Origin of the sequence: Providencia sp. PROV141 (assembly GCF_028481645.1) — a bacterium.
In the GTDB taxonomy this organism is placed as follows: Bacteria; Pseudomonadota; Gammaproteobacteria; order Enterobacterales; family Enterobacteriaceae; genus Providencia; species Providencia rettgeri.
In genome coordinates, this window is the sequence record NZ_JAMPPR010000017.1 from 1 (window position 1) to 20,342 (window position 20,342).

The following is a 20,342-nucleotide window of genomic DNA, read 5'->3' on the forward strand; positions in this document are numbered from 1 at the left end:
GGGGCTTCATCATCAATGTAAGACCTAAAATCACGACCACAGGCGCGGCAATAACCAAAAATGCAGGGGTGAAACTCCCTGTGAAATCTTTTATTGCACCAGCAATAAAAGGTGCTAAACATGCAACGGTTGAAATTAAATTCACCACAGAGAAAAGTTCTAGGTATGGGCCTCGACCAAAATAATTTGAAAGCAAAACACTTGATGCCAAAAAAGTCATGCCATAGCCAATACCAACGCATAACACAAACAAGATTAGCCATAGCCATGATGTGGCAATACTGAGGAAAATAACACCTAATACCATGGTAATTAGGCTACCAATTAATAGTCTCTTTGGTTCTAGCCATTCCCCAGCAGCCCCACCAATAAGTCTTGAGAATGCATTAACAAATGCCATTGTGCTTAACAATGAAACCGCCACAGTCATGCCAAAACCACGCTCTTCAATATGGGCAACAGCAAAGCTATTAACGGTAATACCACACCATAAAAATGAGGTATAGGTTGCAGCAATTAAGTAAAACTGCCATGTGCGCAGTGCTCTGCCGACTGTCCAAACCTCTGCAGTACGATAAATAGGTTTACTCGCATCACTCACTTGTTTTTGCATCACTTTTTTTGCGTGTTCTTGTTCTTGTTTACCTTCACGTAGCATAAAAATAGTGATTAACGTGACAATGCTAAGATAAACGGCACATAGAACCCAATGCATACGCCAAGAGCCTAATTGGTTTGAGGCGTAAAAGTAAATCCAAGGGCCTGCAACCCCTCCCAAGCCCCCGATGGTGAAATATAACCCAAAGGCAAGGGATTGTTTTTCAAATAGCCGCGAAAGAACGTAAGTCCCAGGAACTGTGGCGAGTAAGGTGAAACCAATACCAATTAATGCGGTGCCTAAAAAATAGGTGCTGATGGCTTGTGTGGAATAAAGACTATAAAAGCCCGCAACAAAGACACTGGTACCTAGCAATAAAGTGGCCCGTACACCGACTTTACGGATCAGTAGAGAAGGGAGAAAACTCGCAAGCCCGCAAGTTAAGCCCAGTAGCGTAAAACCAAATCCAGCCTCACTCCAACTCCATTTGAGCTCACTTATCATCTCAGGTAAAACCACACCAAGAGATGTAAAGGTGGTTGCAGTGGCTAAAAAATAAACCAGCCCTAATAGAACAAGAATGCACCACTGATAAAACAGACTAAAAGGCTGCGAGGACATATTGACTCCAGTAATGCCGCACACCTTAAATCAGGATATTTGTTTTCTGGATGACGGCGAAAATAGCATAATGCCCGAAAATAGGTTCGGGCATCGAATAGGGCTATTTTCCCTATTTATTGATGAGAGTACCAGTCTAATTTTGCATTTGCCCACTCAATGCCACTTTTGTACTCATTTGGTAAAAGTGGAACTAAAGCAGTAAGTGTTGCAGACAATTGATTGCAGTCGCGATGAGAAAGGTTTAAATGACCCACTTTCCGAGCAGGGCGCACCTCTTTTTCATACCAGTGAAGGTGAACTAGAGGTAAATTTAACCAGTTTATATTTACATCCGTACCAATTAAATTGACCATAACAGCAGGGCTATACACTTCAGGTGATGGCATTGGCAGGTTTAAAATGGCACGTAGATGTAACTCAAATTGGCTAATGGATGCGCCATTTTGTGTCCAATGGCCGCTATTATGTACTCGAGGCGCAATTTCGTTAATCAGTAGGTTATTGCCCACGACAAAGCATTCCATTGCCATCACACCAATATAACCTAACTCATCCATGACTGCGCTGAGCATGGCTTGAGCTTGTTCCTGCTGCGGGTTAGTTGACTTAGGGAAGGCTACACTTGTCCGCAAAATACCTTCTTGGTGTAAATTATGGGTAATCGGGTAAAAAACGGATTTCCCTTCTGCATTTCGGGCACCAATGACAGACACTTCCGCGTCAAAAGGGATGCCTTGTTCAACGATGCACTCGCCGTAAATTTCAGCGGGCAAATCTTTTTCATCACCAGGGCGAACACGCCATTGACCACGCCCGTCATAGCCGCCAGTTCTGCGTTTTACAATGAGGAAATCACCTAAAGTTGCAAATAATTCAGGCCATTGTTCAGGAGATTCTAATAATGCCCAAGGTGCAGTGGAAAGTTGCAAGCTATCAAATAAGCTTTTTTGTGGGAACCTATCCGCTAAACGTGGAAAAATATCACGGTTAATAAAGGCATTATGGCGAGCTAATTCTTTTGTCAGAGGGGTTTCTGGCCAGCGTTCAATTTCAGCGGTGATAACGCTTTGCTGATAAGGAACCGCTTCCGGCTCTGCATCAAGCCCAACAGGAAAAACGGCTATGCCTAATGGCTCACCCGCTTGACGCAGCATGCGGCCTAGTTGGCCATTACCAAGCACACAAACGGGTTTCATTATGCATCCCTCGGGTCAGGGTTGTTCAGCACATCATTGGTTTGTGCTTCACGCCATGCGGCAAGGCGGTTGAAAATAGCAGTATCGCTTATTGCTAATACCTGAGCGGCTAACAGCGCTGCGTTTGCTGCACCCGCTTTACCGATTGCTAGTGTGCCGACAGGGATGCCTTTAGGCATTTGAACGATGGAGTATAGGCTGTCGACACCACTGAGAGCAGCGCTTTGTACTGGTACACCAAAGACAGGCACTAAGGTTTTCGCAGCTAGCATACCTGGTAAATGCGCTGCGCCACCTGCACCCGCAATAATCACATCAAACCCATTCTTTTTTGCATTTTCAGCAAAGGAAAATAACTTATCAGGGGTACGGTGTGCAGAGACGATTTCGACATGGAAAGGGAGTTGCAGTTCAGTCAACACATCAGCGGCATGCTGCATGGTTGCCCAGTCACTTTTTGAACCCATAACAATGGCGATTTTTGCCGCAGATTGAACAGTCATTTAGTGCTTTCCTGTAGTGAAAAAAACATGACCCGAAGATGGGGGAAATTGAATTGCGGTGATCATATCATGGTAATGCAGCAAGGAAAACGTTTGCGTGGTTAATAAGTAAGCAAACGGTCGTATTTGCGACCAAGAACTTTTACGGAGTTATTCGAAGGGAAAGAAAATTAGCTCAACGCCTTGTTCATTAATGATAAAGGCTGAACCTTCATGGTGCCATGCCCCTAGTACGCCACGATAATGCAACTTACCATTGATATTTATTTCGTGAATTGCAGGGCGGTGGGTGTGACCATGGATAAGCCATTGAGCTTGGTGTTTTTTCATCACGTTACTTACCGCTTGGGGATTCACATCCATGATGGATTCAGTTTTCATGCTGCTAGCATATTGGCTGTTCTTGCGCATCTTTTGCGCTATTCTACGGCGAATAAACAGCGGCAGCAAAAGGAATACCCGTTGGATCCATGGGGTATGAACTTTTTTGCGATAATTTTGATAGGCGGCATCATCTGTACATAAGGTATCACCGTGCATGATGAGAATGCGTTTGTTATTCAGCTTTAGCAATGTTTCTTGCGGTAAAATGGTCATGCCACACTGTTTAGCATAGCGTTTGCCAATCAAAAAATCGCGATTGCCATGGATGAAATAACAGGGAATACCAAGATTGGTGAGTTGTTTTAGTTCGTTTGCCACAAGCTGATGAAGTGGATTGTCATCATCATCGCCCACCCAATAATTGAAAAAATCACCGAGAATGTACAGGCTTTCGGCATGGATGGCTTGCTGTTGAATAAAGTTGATAAAACCGGCGGTGATCGCCGGTTCATCTTCACTTAAATGCAAATCTGCAATGATGTAAGTGGACATGCGTCAGGTTTACTCGCTGACAGTCACTTTTTCAATGATAACGTCTTCACGTGGAACATCTTGGTGGAAACCGCTACGGCCAGTTGAGACACCTTTGATTTTGTCAACAACGTCCATACCTTCAACCACTTCAGCAAATACACAGTAGCCCCAGCCATCTGGACGTTCTGAACGGAAGTTTAAGAAGTCGTTGTCAGCAACGTTGATAAAGAACTGTGCTGTTGCTGAATGAGGGTCGTTAGTACGAGCCATTGCTAAGGTACCACGGCTATTTTTTAAACCGTTGTTAGCTTCGTTTTTGATAGGTGCTTTAGTGTTTTTTTGTTCCATGCCTGGCTCAAAACCACCGCCTTGGATCATGAAACCATTAATAACACGATGGAAAATGGTATTATTGTAAAAACCTTCACGGCAGTAAGTTAAAAAGTTTTCGACTGTAACGGGGGCTTTATCGTCAAACGTTTTGATAACAATATCACCGTGATTGGTATGAAATGTAACCATAATAGCTATCCTGAATAATTGTTTTTTGTGCGCTAACTTGCGAAAGCGTTGAGATCAGCACGTTTATATCACAGATAAAACCTGACTTGAAGCGGAAGGAAGCTTAGTCGGTAGTTTATAGCATAATAGGTGTGTATTAAACCTAATGAATAAACTGAAAAGGAAGCGGGGTAAACCCTTGCATTCTTAAGGTGATCGGGGTTCAATAACATGATATTTTATCGGTAGAAATCGATAATCATTTTTCAAATAAATGGAAAAGTTCAGATGCTACAAATTTTTAATACACTAAGTCGTCAAAAAGAAGAGTTTAAGCCCATCCACGCAGGGAAGATTGGGATGTATGTGTGTGGCATCACTATCTACGACTTGTGTCATATCGGCCACGGCCGTACATTTGTGGCATTTGATGCAATTAGCCGCTATTTGCGTTATTTGGGTTACGACTTAAATTATGTGCGCAACGTCACCGATATTGACGATAAAATCATTAAACGTGCAGCAGAAAATAACGAAAGTGTTGAAGAGCTAACAACGCGTATGCTGGCTGAAATGCATAAGGATTTCGATGCATTGAATATTTTGCGTCCTGATAGCGAACCACGCGCAACGCGTCATATTGGTGAAATCATTGAATTAACCCAAAGCTTGATTGAGCGTGGTCATGCTTATGTCGCTGCGAATGGCGATGTCATGTTTGAAGTGAAAACCGACCCAAATTATGGCCTGCTATCTCGCCAAGATTTAGAGCAGTTGCAAGCAGGTGCTCGCGTCGAAGTGGCTGATGTAAAGCGCAACCCAATGGACTTTGTCTTGTGGAAAATGTCTAAAGAAGGCGAACCAAGCTGGGAATCGCCATGGGGCTTAGGCCGTCCAGGTTGGCACATTGAATGTTCGGCAATGAACAGTAAAACGTTAGGCAACCATTTTGATATTCACGGTGGCGGCTCAGATTTAATGTTTCCACACCATGAAAATGAAATTGCACAATCTACCTGTGCTCATGATGGCCCTTATGTGAATTACTGGATGCACTCCGGTATGGTCATGGTTGATAGAGAGAAAATGTCTAAGTCTCTCAATAATTTCTTCACTATTCGTGACGTACTTGAGTATTACGATGCAGAAACAGTGCGTTATTTTCTGTTATCAGGCCATTACCGTAGTCAACTTAACTATACAGAAGAAAACTTGAAACAGGCGCGCACCGCACTTGAGCGCATGTATACGGCACTACGTGGTACCGATAAGTCGGCAGTTCCTGCTGGTGGTGATGAATTTAAAGCACGTTTCATTGAAGCGATGAATGACGACTTTAATACACCAGAAGCTTATTCCGTGTTGTTTGACATGGTTCGTGAAGTTAACCGTCTGAAATCAGAAGATATGTCAGCGGCCAATGCGATGGCGGCACAACTTCGTGAACTGGCTGGCGTTCTTGGTTTGTTAGAACAAGACCCAGAAAGTTTCTTAAAAGGCGGTGCACAGACTGAAGGTGATGCGGAAGTGGCAAAAATCGAGGCATTAATTCAACAACGCCTAGATGCGCGGCAAAATAAAGATTGGGCGCAAGCGGATGCGGCTCGTGATGAGCTGACAGCTATGGGGATTGTGCTTGAAGACGGGGCTCAGGGGACCACTTGGCGTCGTAAGTAAATTTTACATTTAAAAATTAGCCCGTTAACAGTACTTAGCGCTGTCAGCACTAGGTAATGTTAGCGGGTTTTTTATTGGTGTTAGCTAAATTTGAAAGAACTCGCATAATGGGTCAGCAATAATCGGGGTACGTAATATGTAATTCAAACCGATTGATTAGCTTGTTAACTGCTAGCTAAGGAAAAAGAAAATGAAATCTGAATGCAGAGAGATACCACCTACCCCCCCAATCCGAACAACGAGTCTTGAGTCAGTCGCTAATACTGAATGTAAATCTGCAAGGGCTAGAACATCGGATAGTATGAGTCACATTAAAAATACCACTGTACCTATGCCTCAGAATACGTCATCTATCAGAGCGCGCATTATTAATACGATTATTTCTATTCGTGATCGGATTACTGGGATTTTTTCGAGGCAAATAGTCAGCATACAACAAGATGGGACTTTAGCCCCTCGTTATGCCTTTAATTCTAAAACTGTTGATTTAAATTCAGTCGCAAAATTAAAGACACCTACTTCATCACTAACGCCTAGTAGCATTTTGGTTAATAATACAGTGCCAGTATCGCTTCCTAAGTTAATAAATACCAAGTCAGTAAAAGATATTGATAATTTTCATGACTTAGCAGAATTCACGAAACTGCAAAATTTCCAATATTGTGACCAACAAGAAGTTAAAGGCGCTCGCTTTTCTGACATTAAAACAGCTAAGGAAACCCAAATTCGTATTACTAATAGTCACGGTATTCAGATTGGTTTACCAGCGAATAGGGTAAGAGTAGGTGATAATAATTTATTTATTCGTTCGCAAAGCCCTATTAATGCAACTGAAAGTATAGAAAACCATTTGCAGATGTTATATGAGAATAGAACCCCTATGCTATGCGTTCTCGCATCTGATGGGGATATTAAACAACGAAACTTGCCGGCTTATTTCAGGACGAGCGGTACGTACGGTAGAATGATTGCTGAAGTAAAAGAATACGAAGGCTTTGATAAACCAAATAAATTTGGAGGCCTAAATGCAAAACACTATAGTATGCGGCTGAGTGATGGTAAGAAAGCCATTGATATTCCAGTTGTTCATATTGAAAATTGGACGGATCAAACAACCGCTGGCACTGTAGAATTAATAAAATTAGCTGAGTATATGGAAGACAGTGTTATGAAAAAAAGAACATTTTATGAATCGGTTGTTAGTCAAGCAATTCATGATGAAAATAAATTATTGCCAGTTATTCACTGTGCCGCTGGTATTGGTCGAACGGGGCAAGTTGCAACGGTAATGCAGTTAATTAAACCTAATAATAAACTGTGTGTATCGGAAATTATTATGGAATTGCGTAAAACTGGTTGCGATAAAATGGTTCAAAATAAAGAACAATTTAATAAATTACTTGAGCTTGAAACATTATTAAATGTAAGTAAATTGACACAATAAAAGCCCCCCAAGTTAAGGGGGGGAATAAGACTACCAACAGGGACTAGGAATGGAACTTAAATCTGAGTGCTTAAGCGGTACTTGCCATTTCTTGTTGAGCTTCTTTGGGCGTTGCTTTTTTGACAATGGCATAAAGCACACCAGAAACTACCGTACCAGCTACTATCGCGAATAAATACATCAATACATGATTAATCGCTCCGGGTATTAACAGCACAAATAAACCACCATGAGGTGCCATCAACTGAATACCAAAGTACATGGATAGCGCCCCAGTTATTGCACCACCAATGATACAAACAGGAAGAACACGTATAGGGTCTTTGGCGGCAAACGGAATTGCGCCTTCTGAAATAAAACATAAACCGAGAACAAAAGAGGCTTTACCTGCTTCGCGTTCAGCGGGAACAAATTTATGTCTCGCTATTAATGTGGCAATCCCCATTGCCAGTGGCGGCACCATACCTGCAGCCATAATTGCTGCCATTGGTGCGTAGGTTTGTGAACTTAATAGGCCGACACCAAAGGCGTAAGCCGCTTTGTTGACCGGGCCTCCCATATCCGTACACATCATGGCACCTAGTATTGCGCCTAAGATCACTGCATTGGTGGTTCCCATGGTATTTAGCCAGTTGGTTAACCAGTCCATCAACCAAGCTACAGGGTGACCAATCACATAGATCATGGCTAAACCGGTAAATAAAGTCGAAATCAATGGCACGATTAAAATCGGTTTTAACGCTTCCATTGTTTGCGGTAATTTTAATCGAGTGCTAATAAAGTGAGCACTGTAGCCCGCAAGGAAACCGGAAATGATCCCGCCTAAAAAACCCGCACCTAAAGTGGTCGCAAGTACCCCACCGACTAAACCTGGGGTTAGCCCCGTTCTGTCAGCAATAGAATAAGCGATATAACCTGATAGTACAGGCACCATTAACGCAAGGGCTGTTTGCCCACCAATTAGGCTAAGCGCCCAGGCCAGAGAGCCTTCTACATTGGATGCATCTAAACCAAAAGCAAATGAAAGTGCAGTACACAATCCGCCTGCGACAACCATCGGGAGCATATAAGACACACCTGTGAGTAAGTGCTTATAGACTCCGCGCTTTTCGTTGGATTGGCTTGATTGTGATGAGTTTTTGCCATTTTGTGGCGAAAATGTACTCGCCTCCTTTATCGCTCTATCTAATTCCTGTGCTGTTTTCTTCAATGCTGCACTGGTAGAGGTGCGGTACATTGGCTTCCCCGCAAATTTATCCACATTAACTTCGATATCAGCAGCGACAATGACTAAATCAGCTTGTGCAATTTCTTCAGGTGTAATTTCATTTCCAACCCCTACAGAACCACGAGTTTCTACTTTGATATTCCAGCCTCGTTTTTTTGCTTCAGCTTCAAGTGCTTCTGCGGACATGTAGGTATGCGCGACCCCTGTAGGGCAAGCTGTAACGGCTAATATAGAGAAGGTTTTTGTGTGCTGCGGTTCGGCAATTTGTTGTTCACAAAGCGTGGCTTCATTAATTGCTGATGTCAAGAATTCAGCAGGTTGCCTAACAGCGACATCGGGGTGGCCGAAATAGATTTTTTTGTCTGCACAATTGAAATCTTCAGGCAACTGAGTGTCAAAACAAATCACAATGTCAGCATCAGTAAGCTGTTCAGTGAAGGTGATATTTTGTAAGGCAGATACATTCTTTAAGGCATCGATGGCTAGCCAGCAAATAGCAGGGCCTTGCTGGTGGCTTGGAGCGATTATTATTTTCATGTTTTTCATCCTCATTGAGCCGTAAACGGTTGTAAGTCAACCTTTGTCATCATATGTGCAAGTTGCGCTCGGTCTGTGATACCGACATTGGGTTGGGAGACTGCAAGTGCAGAAATGGCAGTAGCTAAGCGTAGTGTGTGCTCACTTGTCTGCCTCATCATTAGCCCGTAAATTAACCCTCCTACCATTGAGTCCCCTGCGCCAACGGTGCTGATAACGTCACATTCAGGTGGTTTAGCAAACCAAGCGCCTGATGAATTGACCCACATGGCACCTTTTTCGCCTAAAGAAACCACCACATGGGCAATACCTTGTTGGCGAAGTTGATTTGCGGCATCAACAATATCTTGATGAGTCGGAAGAGATTTTCCTGCCCAAATTTCAAGCTCACGATGATTAGGTTTTACTAACCAAGGAGAAGCTTTGAGTCCAGCAACAAAAGCTTCACGGCTACTATCAAAAATGACACACATGCATTGTTCTCTAAGGCGTAACATCCATTGAGTAAAATCTTTTAAATCAACGCCTTGAGGTAAGCTTCCACTGACGCAAATCATATCAAACTGACCCGCCCAGCTGAGTGAGTCGGTGACGAAACGTTGCCAATCCGCTTTAGTGACACTGAAGCCTGAAAAGTTAAAATCGGTAACTGCACCGGTGTGCTCTGTCAGTTTTACATTGATACGGGTGCGGCCTTCGACAACCTGAAAGCGGTTAGCAATTCCTGTTTCGCTGAACGCTTTTTGGAAACCATCTTGGTTTTCTTTGCCTAAAAAACCACCAACAGTGACATCAATCCCTAAATTTTTAAGCACTTTGGCCACATTTATGCCTTTTCCAGCGGCATGAAGCCCAGCAGTTTTGACTAAATTCACATCACCTCGATGAATATCAGGTAAAAGCCCAACCAAATCATAGGCGGGGTTTAACGTGATGGTTGCGACTCTTCTGCTCATGCGATTTCTTCTCCAAGTCCTGAGTTAATTGCCTCGCCAATGGTAACGATAGCTTCTTGTGCATCTGTACCTTCTGCGTGAATTTGTAAACGGTGCCCACATTTAGCGCCTAAACTGACGATTTTCATTAAGCTGCGACCATTTACGGGAGTCGCAGTACCATCAAGATTACTCACAGTAATAGTGCTTTCGAACTGCTTAATGGTGGTGACTAACTGGGTGCTCGGGCGCGTATGTAGCCCATGTGGATTAAGAACGGTGAAGTCCTGAGTGATTCCGGATGTACTTGATTCACTTTCCGTATGTGAATCATCACTACGCAATAAATTAACTAAATTGTTAACGTTACCATCATTGTCAATTAGATTTAATTCTTTATTTTTCAAAAAATTATTTATTTTAAGTAAAAAAGTCTCTATCTGATAATTAGCGTAAGAGAGAGTGATTAGGACATTGACTGGGTTACCTTGAAAGCGAAATGGTTTTTTTACGGTCGTTATCGCAATCGCATTCTGAATATTTCCAATAGGGCTATCACTTAACCAAATACCTTGACCTAAATACGAAGGTGTTTGGGTGAGAGCTTGGGTAATAAAGTCGGTACTAACAGCTTGGGCGTTTTGTAAGTTAATAATATTTTGTATTTTTAATGTGTTTATATTATCAACCTGAGCGTTAACTGTGACCATTGAGTCATCAAGTTTCACTGGTTGAGTTTGACGTTCACCCATTAGAAGTTGTTTTAAGGCTTCAGGGGTGTCAGCTTTGGCCATCGCGTCAGCCGTGTGCTCATCACTGATAATGTGGGTTAACTGGCGAAGTAATTCGAGATGTTCATTGGATTGAGCCGCAATGCCAATAACAATATAAGCAGTTTGGTTATCACCCCAGTCAATACCATTAGGGAATTGGAAAACCGCAAAACCTGTTTTCAACACTTGGTCTCGTGTCTGCGTTGTCCCGTGTGGGATAGCGATGCCATTTCCTAAAAAGGTAGGAGCTTGGGTTTCTCGGTTAAGCATTCCTTGTGCGTAACCGCTTTTTGCATAACCTGCATTTTCGAGAGCCTTAGCGACTTGTTCTATTGCATTTTTTTTATCAGATGCAGCAGCTGCAAGGTGGATATCGCTTATTGGTAAGTTAAACATAATTTCTCCTGATTATTATTTATTGCCGGATCAGCCAGAAGACTTGCAAGCGGATCTGATTGTTTGTTAATCATGTTATCGTTAACAAGATTAGCTGAATCGTTTAGTCTTGTCTATGTCGCTAAGGTACGAAATACAAAAAATGAGAGCTAAGTTAAATTTTTTAAGGAAGGAAACTGAGTGTGTTTTATCTGCTTTATGGCAAAGCTGAAGTAATTGCTGAAGTTTTTTATATATGTAAAACAATAAATTAAGTTATCAATATGTTTGATTATTTGAATGCTTAATACACTAAATATGGCTAAAGAAAAATCTTCTAAAACGTCAAAATAGCTTTGATCGTCTTACAATAAATCGGGTTATTTTGAACAAAGGGGGATAGGGAGGTGGTTATTTATTATGTAAAGGGAGGTAAGCTGAAATTTTTCAGCTTACCTAAATGTATTATTCTACAACTTTGATTTTTTGGCTGCCCATTGAAACGATTTTACCCGCTACAATTTTACAGCGTTTGCGTGTTTCGACCACACCATCAACTTCAACTAAGCCATCTGCAATCATGGCTTTTGCCATTGCACCGCTTTCCGCCCAGCCTTCAATTTTTAGCAAATCACACAGTTCGACGTGTGGGTGCCCATTTAAATTGAATATATCCATGATTACTCCAAAATTACATTAAATATCGTGGTACTCTTCACATGCCTGAAGGGTGTTTTGAATTAAAGTCGCAACAGTCATTGGGCCAACACCACCAGGCACAGGGGTGATCCAAGCGGCATTTTTCGCGGCTTCGTCAAAATCGACATCTCCTGTGACTTTACCGCTATCTAAGCGGTTGATACCGACATCGACCACAATCGCGCCAGGTTTAATCCATTCACCAGGAATAAAATTGGGTTTCCCCACTGCGACAACAACTAAATCAGCATGGCGAACGTGGTGTTCTAAATCTTTGGTAAAGCGATGCGTTACTGTTGTAGTGCAACCTGCTAACAGAAGTTCTAAGCTCATTGGACGACCAACAATATTGGATGCGCCAATAATTACAGCGTTTAAACCATAAGTGTTGATACCGCAGCGCTCAAGTAAAGTAACAATTCCTTTAGGGGTGCATGGGCGAAGGCGTGGCGCACGTTGGCACAAGCGGCCGACATTATACGGATGAAAACCATCAACATCTTTGTCTGGATGAATACGCTCAATGACTTTGACGTTATCAATTCCCGCAGGTAATGGTAGTTGAACTAAAATTCCATCAATTTCAGTATCTTGATTTAAATCATCAATTAATTTGAGTAATTCAGCTTCTGTTGTTGTATCTGGTAAATCATAAGAACGTGAAATAAAGCCGACTTCTTCACAAGCGCGGCGTTTGCTGCCGACATAGATTTGTGACGCGGGGTTAGCGCCGACTAAAATCACAGCAAGCCCAGGAGCGCGTTTTCCTTGTTCTAAACGTAATTGTACTTTTTGGGCAACTTCTTGCCTAATTGTCTGCGCAATCGTTTTCCCATCAATAATTTTTGCTAACATCTGTAACTTAATCCATATATGAGACACGGTAATGTCTCTATTTTGTCAGAAGTTAACGTCATTGTCAGTTCAAACTATTACATAAAATGAGCATATAGTTATTTTAGTAGCGAAAAGCCATTGACTCAGCGCGCAGCAACCGTATAATTCAACGCCATCAGCCAGATAGGCTGCCCGCATTATAAATGCGCCCTTAGCTCAGTTGGATAGAGCAACGGCCTTCTAAGCCGTAGGTCACAGGTTCGAATCCTGTAGGGCGTACCATTAATTTTCAATCACTTACCATCATTTAAAATGCTTCGCTCTTTCTAATTGGGACGTATTTGGGGCTAAGTGCCAAAAATAGTGTCTATTTTCTTTGCGTATTCAGTTAAATGATTAGGCAATAAATAAGCATATTTTCTCACCACATCAACCGATTATCTCTGCTCCCTAATTTTCCTATTCTCTATTTTGTATACAGCAGCATAGATTTTAGTTTTATACTTTCAAAGAGGTTTAAGCTATGAATGTGTGAGGTTAATTTGAGACATACGATATTATAAATGCAAGGAATGCTATTGCTGAAATAATACATAAAGAGAGAATGACTCTAATGAATGCCCAGAATGAATTAGATTTGCCTATCCTCCAAAAGCATAAAAATACTGAAATGATCAGTATGAGTTGAATAAAATATAATCCAAAAATTGAGTTCATTTCTATCCTTGTGAGTTTAATAATTCGAGCCAGTATTAGTATACATAAGCTAACTTATATCAAATTATTTATGTGTTCATATTGATTGATATATATGTTTTGGTGTATATGTATAAGTGTTTATTTGAATAAATTGTTAGTCTGGGGTTTACATGGAACCATTACAACTGTTTAAAATTTTAGGTGACCAAACAAGGCTGGATATCGTGTTGCTTTTGAAAGCATCTGGTGAGCTATGTGTCTGTGATATCTATACGGCCTTGAATTTATCGCAACCAAAGACTTCTCGACACCTAGCAATGCTAAGAGAATCAGGCCTTTTGCTCGATTCAAAACATGGTAAATGGGTTCATTATCGATTATCTCCAGCATTACTACCGTGGGTGAAAAGTATCATTGATGTCACCTATGCCACAGAGAAAAATAAAGTTGCAGCTTTACTCAAAAGCTTAGAGACAAAAGAACCTGTGAGTCGTTGTTCGCTATAAAATTTTTTAAATTAACGCATATGAAAAACCATATATTTATGTTCGGGTGGGGAATTTAATAAGGCCGATTAATTAGCCAATTTATTTCAGGATGAGCAAAAAAGTATCTTCCTGTTCCTTTTCATGAGGTTGTTATGTTTATTGCCGCTTTAATTTTTATTTTAACGATCACCTTTGTTATTTGGCAGCCCAAAGGACTGGGTATTGGTTGGAGTGCAACAGCAGGGGCCGTTTTAGCCCTTATTTTTGGTGTCATTAGTTTTCAAGATATTCCTATAGTTTGGAATATTGTGTGGAATGCAACGGCGACATTTGTTGCAGTCATTATTATTAGCCTGCTGTTAGATGAAAGTGGTTTCTTTGAATGGGCGGCATTACATGTTGCCAAGTGGGGCGGGGGTAAAGGAAAACTGTTATTCAGTTATATCGTGTTACTTGGTGCAACGGTAGCGGCCTTATTTGCCAATGATGGCGCAGCATTGATATTAACGCCCATTGTGATTGCGATGTTATTGGCACTTGGTTTTAACAAAGGCACGACATTAGCATTTGTCATGGCTGCTGGATTTATTGCAGATACGGCGAGCTTGCCGCTGATTGTTTCGAACCTCGTGAATATCGTTTCTGCGGACTTCTTTAATATTGGTTTTACAGAATATGCATCGATTATGGTGCCAGTGGATATTGCTGCAATTATTGCAACATTAGCGATGCTGCATTTGTTTTTCCGCAAAGATATTCCTAAACACTATGATGTTACCAAACTGAGTGAACCGACTTTAGCCATTAAGGACATGACAACGTTTAAAGCAGGTTGGTTAGTACTGGTGTTATTACTGGTTGGTTTTTTTGTTTTGGAGCCTTTGGGGATTCCGGTTAGTGCGATTGCCGCTATTGGTGCTCTGCTCCTTTGGGGGATTGCAGCCAGAGGCCATACGATTAATACCAAAAAAGTCTTACGCGGTGCACCGTGGCAAATCGTCATTTTCTCTTTAGGTATGTACTTGGTTGTTTATGGTTTAAGAAATGCAGGGTTAACCGATTATCTTTCTGAAACGCTCAATTACCTTGCCGATAAAGGGTTATGGGCAGCTACTCTAGGCACTGGATTTATTACCGCATTTTTATCATCCATAATGAATAACATGCCAACGGTATTAATTGGTGCGCTATCTATTGAAGGGAGTGATGCGACAGAGTTAATCCAACAGGCGATGGTTTATGCCAATGTGATTGGTGCCGATTTAGGGCCAAAAATTACACCAATTGGCAGCTTGGCAACATTGTTATGGTTGCATGTTTTATCACAAAAGAACATGACCATTACATGGGGATATTATTTCAAAACCGGGATTATCATGACTATCCCTGTGCTTATTGTCACACTCGTTGCTTTAGTGCTTCGACTTTCGCTGTCTAATTAAGGGGCATTCAATGAATGAGATCTCTATCTACCATAACCCCAATTGTGGCACTTCACGTAATACCCTTGCCATGATCCGCAATAATGGTATTGAGCCGACGATTATTTATTACCTAGAAACACCTCCGACTAAGGATGTGTTAGTGCAACTTATTGCTGATATGAAAATCACAGCGAGGGAGCTATTACGAAAAAATGTTGAGCCGTATGAGCAATTAAATTTAGAAAATAACCTTTATTCCGATGAGCAATTGATTGATTTTATGTTGCAGTACCCGATACTGATTAATAGGCCAATCGTCGTCACTCCGCTAGGTGTAAAGTTGTGTCGGCCTTCTGAGGTAGTGTTAGAGATATTACCTAATCCCCAACAAAGTGAATTTATCAAGGAAGATGGTCAAATAGTAATTGGTAGTACACGATGTAAAAATGCAAATGGATAGGATTGAGTGTTGCTGGCAACTTTAACACTCTGTATGATTTTATGTTGAACCCTGTAGGGTATTTAAAATCAATAAGTTATATTCCTATGGGGAATATTCAGCTAGAAATCTAGGTCAAATAATGAATTTAATTAGTGATAGAGACTCATCATCTTACAAATAAGAAAAATATCAGTGAATTCATTATATTATCAAGGTGATTAATACCTATTACATTATAGATTTAAATAATAAATATGCTCCCCATCAACAATATTTCCTGTAAATTCAAAACCAAAGGATTGATAGAGGTTCTTTGCCACAATATTGTCTTCATTTAGCCCGAGAGTGATGCGCTGGATGCCTTCTGAATAGAGAAAATCCAATATTGCTTTAAATGACTTACGGCCTAGCCCTTTGCCAATGAATTTATAATCAAGCATATATCGGCAAAGCATCACTTCGTTTAAATTAGTGCTACTTATCTTATACATAAAAAAACCAATTATATTATTTTGAAAATATAAGGCTTTTGGGTAAAAGTTTGGGAAATAGCTCGCTTCTGCAATTGATGTCGCATTACAACAGATAAAATCCTCTAAGACAGTGGCGATCCCATCTGAATTAGAGGTTAATTCACAGACATCAAACAAATTGTCTTGGTCAATATTCTTTATGGTAACCATATAATTACTCTATGTTTCTATTACTGCATTCGGCTGCACAATGACATCCCATTTAATGTATGGAATTAAATTTAACGAATTTGCGAGTGCTAAGGATGCTTGGTTGTCTAGCTGGCATCGATATTGTGGCTGATATCCTTTATCTAACGCTATTTGACAAATCGCAGAGACGAGTTTGCGTGCATAACCTTTTCCACGGTGTTCCGATAAGGTTAAAACCCCTAAATCAGCGATAGCCAAATTTTTATCATCCCAAGGGTACATACTCGCAGCGGCGACTAACTTTTCATCAAAAAACAAACCATATACTAACCAGTGATCAAGTTCTACAGAAGCACCGTCTAAATCTTCTTCACTAGATGCTTCACAAAAAGTTTGAAATACGGCGGCATCAGTACTTGTTAAGGCGCGAATATTACTCGGTATTTTATGTTGTTGTAATTTAGATGACGCTTCTTGGCTAAAATAAAAAAACTGGTCTGCTCCATGCCATTTTTTCGTCAGCGCGTCACGCAATGTGTCAGCAGCTTCTCTAGTTAAATCGGGTGTGATAGATAATTCAACACAGAGCTGTGGATGTAATGAAAGCCAATATTTATCTTGGTATTGAATCGCCATGGCTAAATAATCTTCATCAATATGAGGATTTACATACAACGCCAAATCACTTTGATCTAAATAACATTCACCGGTAGTTTTTTCTTTCAGCCAATATGCAGAGATATCATCATTAATCACGGTCGTCATGGCATTCCTTATATTGGGTCAAAATGATGTCAGTAATCTCATAAGCTATCTTTTGCGTGTCTAAATCTTCAATATTTCCTAGCACAGCAACGGTTAAGCCTAAATCAGGTAGACGTAAAAAATAGGTCGCACAGCCAGCCCAACCCCCTGAATGTTCGAAATGCATTAAGCCAAAGTGTTGTGAAACAATAACGCCATAGGCATATAGCTGGTGGTGTTCAATCGCTTTACCCAGCCTATTTTGAGGAGGTAATGCTTGAAGCATTTTCTCGACTAGTGCTTTGCCACCGACCTTACCACTGGTGTAGTTTTCACCCCATTTCATTAAATCTAAAACATTTGAATGAACGGCACCATCGCCGGTTTGAGTCCACAAACTTTCACTTAATTGGTAACCACCTTCACTGTTTTCACGGTACCCTCGAGCAATTGCACTGTGAACAGGGTACGATTCCACGATAAAAGTGCTGTCCATTTGTAATGGTTTAAAAATATGTTGCTGGGCAAATTGGTGATAACTTTGGCCACTGACGCGCTCAATAATTATGGATAATAAAAAATAGCCCGTATTACAATAATCAAATTGTGCCCCAACAGGGAAAAGAGGGTTAGGGTAACTAATTAAGTCTGCCAAGCTTTCTGCTGGCCCTAATGAGTCCGCATAATCAACGCCTTTATTCAAGGCTAATTCGATGTAATCCACCATGCCACTGATATGATAAATTAAATCTTGAATGGTGATCTCATTGGCATATTCAGGTAACTCAGGAATGTATTTGGTAATGGGGTCATGTAAAGCAAGTTGGCCACTTTGTTCTAACAGCAAAATAGCAAAGGCGGTGAATTGCTTTGAGACTGAGGCTAAATTAAAAATAGTATTCGCTGTTAATGGCTTTTTTTGTTCGAGATCGGCAAACCCAAGGTTACCTGAATAAGATTCGTCTTGATCAAATTTGGCCATGTAACTAAAACCTGGTCCTTCGGTGTTAAATTGTTGTTCCCATGCTAAAAGTTGCTGTGACGTATTATTAATCCTTACGTTCTTTCTATCTGTGAAAATATTCACTTTTCCCTGCCTCAAAATTCATTGACTAAAAAACGTAGATTTAACGCATAAAATTAGCTGATAGCGATGCTTAGTTGTACTACAACGCATGTTTTCTTAAAAGGTTATTGATGCTATTGGTTAAATCAGAATATGAATGTTACATCTTCAAGCTGACTTTAAGTCAATCTCGATTTTGAATTTTAAGGGGAGGGAGAAAGCATTATTTTGCCTTCGATATATTCGATTTTAGTTAATATTGATAATACTGTTCAGCAGTAATGAACGGGTAAAACGAATATAAAAAGGAAATTAATATGAATCTATCAATGGTATTTTTGACAGTCTTACTTGGGGTTGGGGCGACCATCGTGATGGATTTATGGGCGCTTATCCTTAAACTATGCGGCCAACCGACGTTAAATTTTTCGTTGGTAGGGCGTTGGGTTGGGCATATGGCGAATGGGCAGTTTATACACCAGCCATCAATCGCACAAAAGGAAAATATCCCTGCCGAAAATGCATTGGGTTGGGGAGTTCACTATGCAACCGGTATTATTTTTGCCTTTCTATTTATTTTTTTATTTGGTGAAACCTGGTTTACATCACCGATATTATGGCCTGCATTGTTTTTTGGCGTAATAACGGTCGTAGCTCCTTACTTCATTATGCAACCTGCGATGGGAGCAGGTATTGCTGCCAGTAAAACACTTAACCCAAGTAAGGCTCGGCTAATGAGTTTATTGTCTCATGGCGTATTTGGCCTTGGTCTTTACCTGACAGCTTTAGTGTTACAGCCTTTATTAATTTATTTTTTGTGATTATTTTAATTTTAGTGATCTTGAGTGAATAATTTGCTTTTCATTTACTAATGTTAGGTTGCTTTATTATAAAAGAGGGGTGATTTGCTTGGGAATAAGCAACAGTGTAGTTCTTGCTAATCCATTCGTTATGGTATAATTACTGTACATAACAACCAAGGTGTCGCATCTTACTCTGGATTTATATCTCTATTTTTTAATCCATTTTGCATTGGATAAATCAGCAATGAACATTAGTCAGCTTAAAAGTTTTGTTGAAGTGGTTCGAAGTGATTTCAATATCACCAACGCGGCTGAAAAATTATATACCTCTCAGCCGACTGTCAGTAAGCAACTTAAAATATTGGAAGATGAACTGAACGTTTCATTATTCAATCGGAAAAATAATAACTTACTCTCTTTGAGCCCGATTGGTGAGAAAGTTCATCATGTCGCGTGTGATATTCTGGCGCAGTTCGATAAAATTAAAAGTATCGTTTCATATGAAGATGCCACGATAAAACAAAATCTTCATATCGCAACCACACACACACAAATCCGCTATAAATTACCCCAAGTGATTGAACGTTTTAATGCACGTTACCCCAATATCTCACTGCATTTTCACCAAGGGGCTCCCGCCCAAATAGCAGAAATGGTGAATAATGGGGATGTGGATTTTGCCATTGCGACTGAGTCTATGCACCTTTATGATGACTTATTGGTGATGCCTTGCTACCAATGGTCTCGCAGTATTATTGTGCCCCATGACCACCCACTTGCTCAATGCGAACAGCTCTCTATTGAAGACCTTGCTGGTTACCCATTAATTACCTATGTATTTGGTTTTACCGGGCATTCAAAGCTTGACCAAGTATTTTATCAACATAAATTAACGCCAAATGTTGTTTTAACTGCGGTAGATACCGAAATTATTAAATACTATGTAAAACGTGGTGCTGGGGTAGGTATTATTTCAACGGTCGCTTTTGATCCAGAAGAAGATAGCGAGGCATTACGCTGCATTGATATCAGCCATTTAGTGAAGCCAAGTTATACCCATGTATGCATTAACCGGCATATGCATTTAAAAGATTATATGTATGATTTTATCTCTAATTATGCACCTCACCTTGATTTGAACTATATTCATCAGCCGAATCAATGGGTACCAACCGAACAAGGTGAGCGAGATAAACTGTATAGTGAACTACCTGAGTTATAAGAAA

The 20,342-nt window shown here is 40.7% G+C and carries 20 protein-coding genes and 1 tRNA gene; 8 read left to right on the forward strand and 13 right to left on the reverse strand.

Translation table 11 applies throughout. The features are described from left to right. The 5 genes from PSF09_RS11120 to ppiB all read right to left on the reverse strand — a co-directional run. The coding region (locus PSF09_RS11120; RefSeq protein WP_272683904.1) for an MFS transporter at positions 1-1,219 on the reverse strand (1,219 nt) is incomplete at its 3' end. A gap of 116 nt (positions 1,220-1,335) precedes the next feature. Beyond that, the gene (purK, locus tag PSF09_RS11125; protein ID WP_272683905.1) at positions 1,336-2,418 is read right to left on the reverse strand and encodes a 5-(carboxyamino)imidazole ribonucleotide synthase; all 1,083 of its coding nucleotides are present in this window, start codon (positions 2,416-2,418) and stop codon (positions 1,336-1,338) included. After that, positions 2,418-2,921 carry a 5-(carboxyamino)imidazole ribonucleotide mutase gene (gene purE / locus PSF09_RS11130; protein ID WP_272665729.1) on the reverse strand — a complete coding sequence of 168 codons (504 nt, stop codon included), beginning with the start codon at positions 2,919-2,921 and terminating at the stop codon, positions 2,418-2,420. Before purE ends, purK begins: the two co-directional genes overlap by 1 nt. A 150-nt stretch (positions 2,922-3,071) precedes the next feature. After that, positions 3,072-3,797, reverse strand: coding sequence for a UDP-2,3-diacylglucosamine diphosphatase (locus tag PSF09_RS11135; protein WP_272683906.1), 726 nt, complete (start codon positions 3,795-3,797; stop codon positions 3,072-3,074). 9 nt (positions 3,798-3,806) lie between these two features. Next, entirely contained in the window at positions 3,807-4,301 is a 495-nt protein-coding gene (gene ppiB, locus PSF09_RS11140) for a peptidylprolyl isomerase B (RefSeq protein ID WP_004913539.1), read from the reverse strand. Positions 4,302-4,568: 267 nt separating this feature from the next. Here ppiB and cysS point away from each other — a divergent pair, with 267 nt between their 5' ends. After that, the gene (cysS, locus tag PSF09_RS11145) at positions 4,569-5,957 is read left to right on the forward strand and encodes a cysteine--tRNA ligase (RefSeq protein WP_272683907.1); all 1,389 of its coding nucleotides are present in this window, start codon (positions 4,569-4,571) and stop codon (positions 5,955-5,957) included. Positions 5,958-6,147: 190 nt separating this feature from the next. Then, positions 6,148-7,401: a protein-tyrosine phosphatase family protein gene (locus tag PSF09_RS11150; RefSeq protein WP_272683908.1), complete on the forward strand. Its 1,254-nt coding sequence runs from the start codon at positions 6,148-6,150 to the stop codon at positions 7,399-7,401. 70 nt (positions 7,402-7,471) lie between these two features. On the opposite strand, the gene fruA is transcribed toward PSF09_RS11150, so the two are convergent. The 5 genes from fruA to folD form a co-directional block, all read right to left on the reverse strand. Further along, the gene (gene fruA, locus PSF09_RS11155) at positions 7,472-9,166 is read right to left on the reverse strand and encodes a PTS fructose transporter subunit IIBC (protein ID WP_272683909.1); all 1,695 of its coding nucleotides are present in this window, start codon (positions 9,164-9,166) and stop codon (positions 7,472-7,474) included. A gap of 11 nt (positions 9,167-9,177) precedes the next feature. After that, positions 9,178-10,122 carry a 1-phosphofructokinase gene (gene fruK, locus PSF09_RS11160; protein ID WP_110732200.1) on the reverse strand — a complete coding sequence of 315 codons (945 nt, stop codon included), beginning with the start codon at positions 10,120-10,122 and terminating at the stop codon, positions 9,178-9,180. Beyond that, positions 10,119-11,270: a fused PTS fructose transporter subunit IIA/HPr protein gene (gene fruB, locus PSF09_RS11165; RefSeq protein ID WP_272683910.1), complete on the reverse strand. Its 1,152-nt coding sequence runs from the start codon at positions 11,268-11,270 to the stop codon at positions 10,119-10,121. Before fruB ends, fruK begins: the two co-directional genes overlap by 4 nt. Positions 11,271-11,714: 444 nt before the next feature. After that, a complete protein-coding gene (gene ybcJ, locus PSF09_RS11170) occupies positions 11,715-11,927 on the reverse strand; it encodes a ribosome-associated protein YbcJ (protein ID WP_004913522.1) in 213 nt (70 codons plus the stop codon). An 18-nt stretch (positions 11,928-11,945) separates the two neighbouring features. Further along, entirely contained in the window at positions 11,946-12,803 is an 858-nt protein-coding gene (gene folD, locus PSF09_RS11175) for a bifunctional methylenetetrahydrofolate dehydrogenase/methenyltetrahydrofolate cyclohydrolase FolD (protein ID WP_004913518.1), read from the reverse strand. Positions 12,804-12,990: 187 nt separating this feature from the next. On the opposite strand from folD, the gene PSF09_RS11180 reads away from it, so the two are divergent. The 4 genes from PSF09_RS11180 (at position 12,991) to arsC (ending at position 15,856) form a co-directional block, all read left to right on the forward strand. Next, a tRNA-Arg gene (locus PSF09_RS11180) sits at positions 12,991-13,067 on the forward strand. 587 nt (positions 13,068-13,654) lie between these two features. After that, positions 13,655-13,990: a metalloregulator ArsR/SmtB family transcription factor gene (locus tag PSF09_RS11185; RefSeq protein WP_272683911.1), complete on the forward strand. Its 336-nt coding sequence runs from the start codon at positions 13,655-13,657 to the stop codon at positions 13,988-13,990. A 134-nt stretch (positions 13,991-14,124) separates the two neighbouring features. Then, positions 14,125-15,414, forward strand: coding sequence for an arsenic transporter (locus PSF09_RS11190; RefSeq protein ID WP_272665735.1), 1,290 nt, complete (start codon positions 14,125-14,127; stop codon positions 15,412-15,414). A gap of 10 nt (positions 15,415-15,424) precedes the next feature. Then, positions 15,425-15,856: an arsenate reductase (glutaredoxin) gene (gene arsC / locus PSF09_RS11195; RefSeq protein ID WP_272665736.1), complete on the forward strand. Its 432-nt coding sequence runs from the start codon at positions 15,425-15,427 to the stop codon at positions 15,854-15,856. Between the two features lie 215 nt (positions 15,857-16,071). Here arsC and PSF09_RS11200 read toward each other — a convergent pair whose 3' ends face one another. From PSF09_RS11200 to PSF09_RS11210, 3 genes are read right to left on the reverse strand one after another with little or no spacing between them, the layout of a single operon-like run. Continuing rightward, positions 16,072-16,521, reverse strand: a complete 450-nt coding sequence (locus tag PSF09_RS11200; protein ID WP_272665737.1) for a GNAT family N-acetyltransferase — start codon at positions 16,519-16,521, stop codon at positions 16,072-16,074. Positions 16,522-16,530: 9 nt separating this feature from the next. Next, positions 16,531-17,268 (reverse strand): GNAT family N-acetyltransferase, encoded by a 738-nt coding sequence (locus tag PSF09_RS11205; protein ID WP_272665738.1) that lies wholly within the window; start codon positions 17,266-17,268, stop codon positions 16,531-16,533. Beyond that, positions 17,252-18,229: a serine hydrolase domain-containing protein gene (locus tag PSF09_RS11210; protein ID WP_336298951.1), complete on the reverse strand. Its 978-nt coding sequence runs from the start codon at positions 18,227-18,229 to the stop codon at positions 17,252-17,254. The genes PSF09_RS11205 and PSF09_RS11210 overlap by 17 nt, the downstream gene beginning before the upstream one ends. A 401-nt stretch (positions 18,230-18,630) precedes the next feature. Between PSF09_RS11210 and PSF09_RS11215 the strand changes: the two genes are divergently transcribed. Together PSF09_RS11215 and PSF09_RS11220 are read left to right on the forward strand one after the other, a co-directional pair. Continuing rightward, the gene (locus PSF09_RS11215) at positions 18,631-19,134 is read left to right on the forward strand and encodes a DUF2938 domain-containing protein (protein WP_272683913.1); all 504 of its coding nucleotides are present in this window, start codon (positions 18,631-18,633) and stop codon (positions 19,132-19,134) included. Positions 19,135-19,360: 226 nt separating this feature from the next. Continuing rightward, positions 19,361-20,338 (forward strand): LysR substrate-binding domain-containing protein, encoded by a 978-nt coding sequence (locus tag PSF09_RS11220; RefSeq protein ID WP_272683914.1) that lies wholly within the window; start codon positions 19,361-19,363, stop codon positions 20,336-20,338. Positions 20,339-20,342 lie beyond the last annotated feature (4 nt).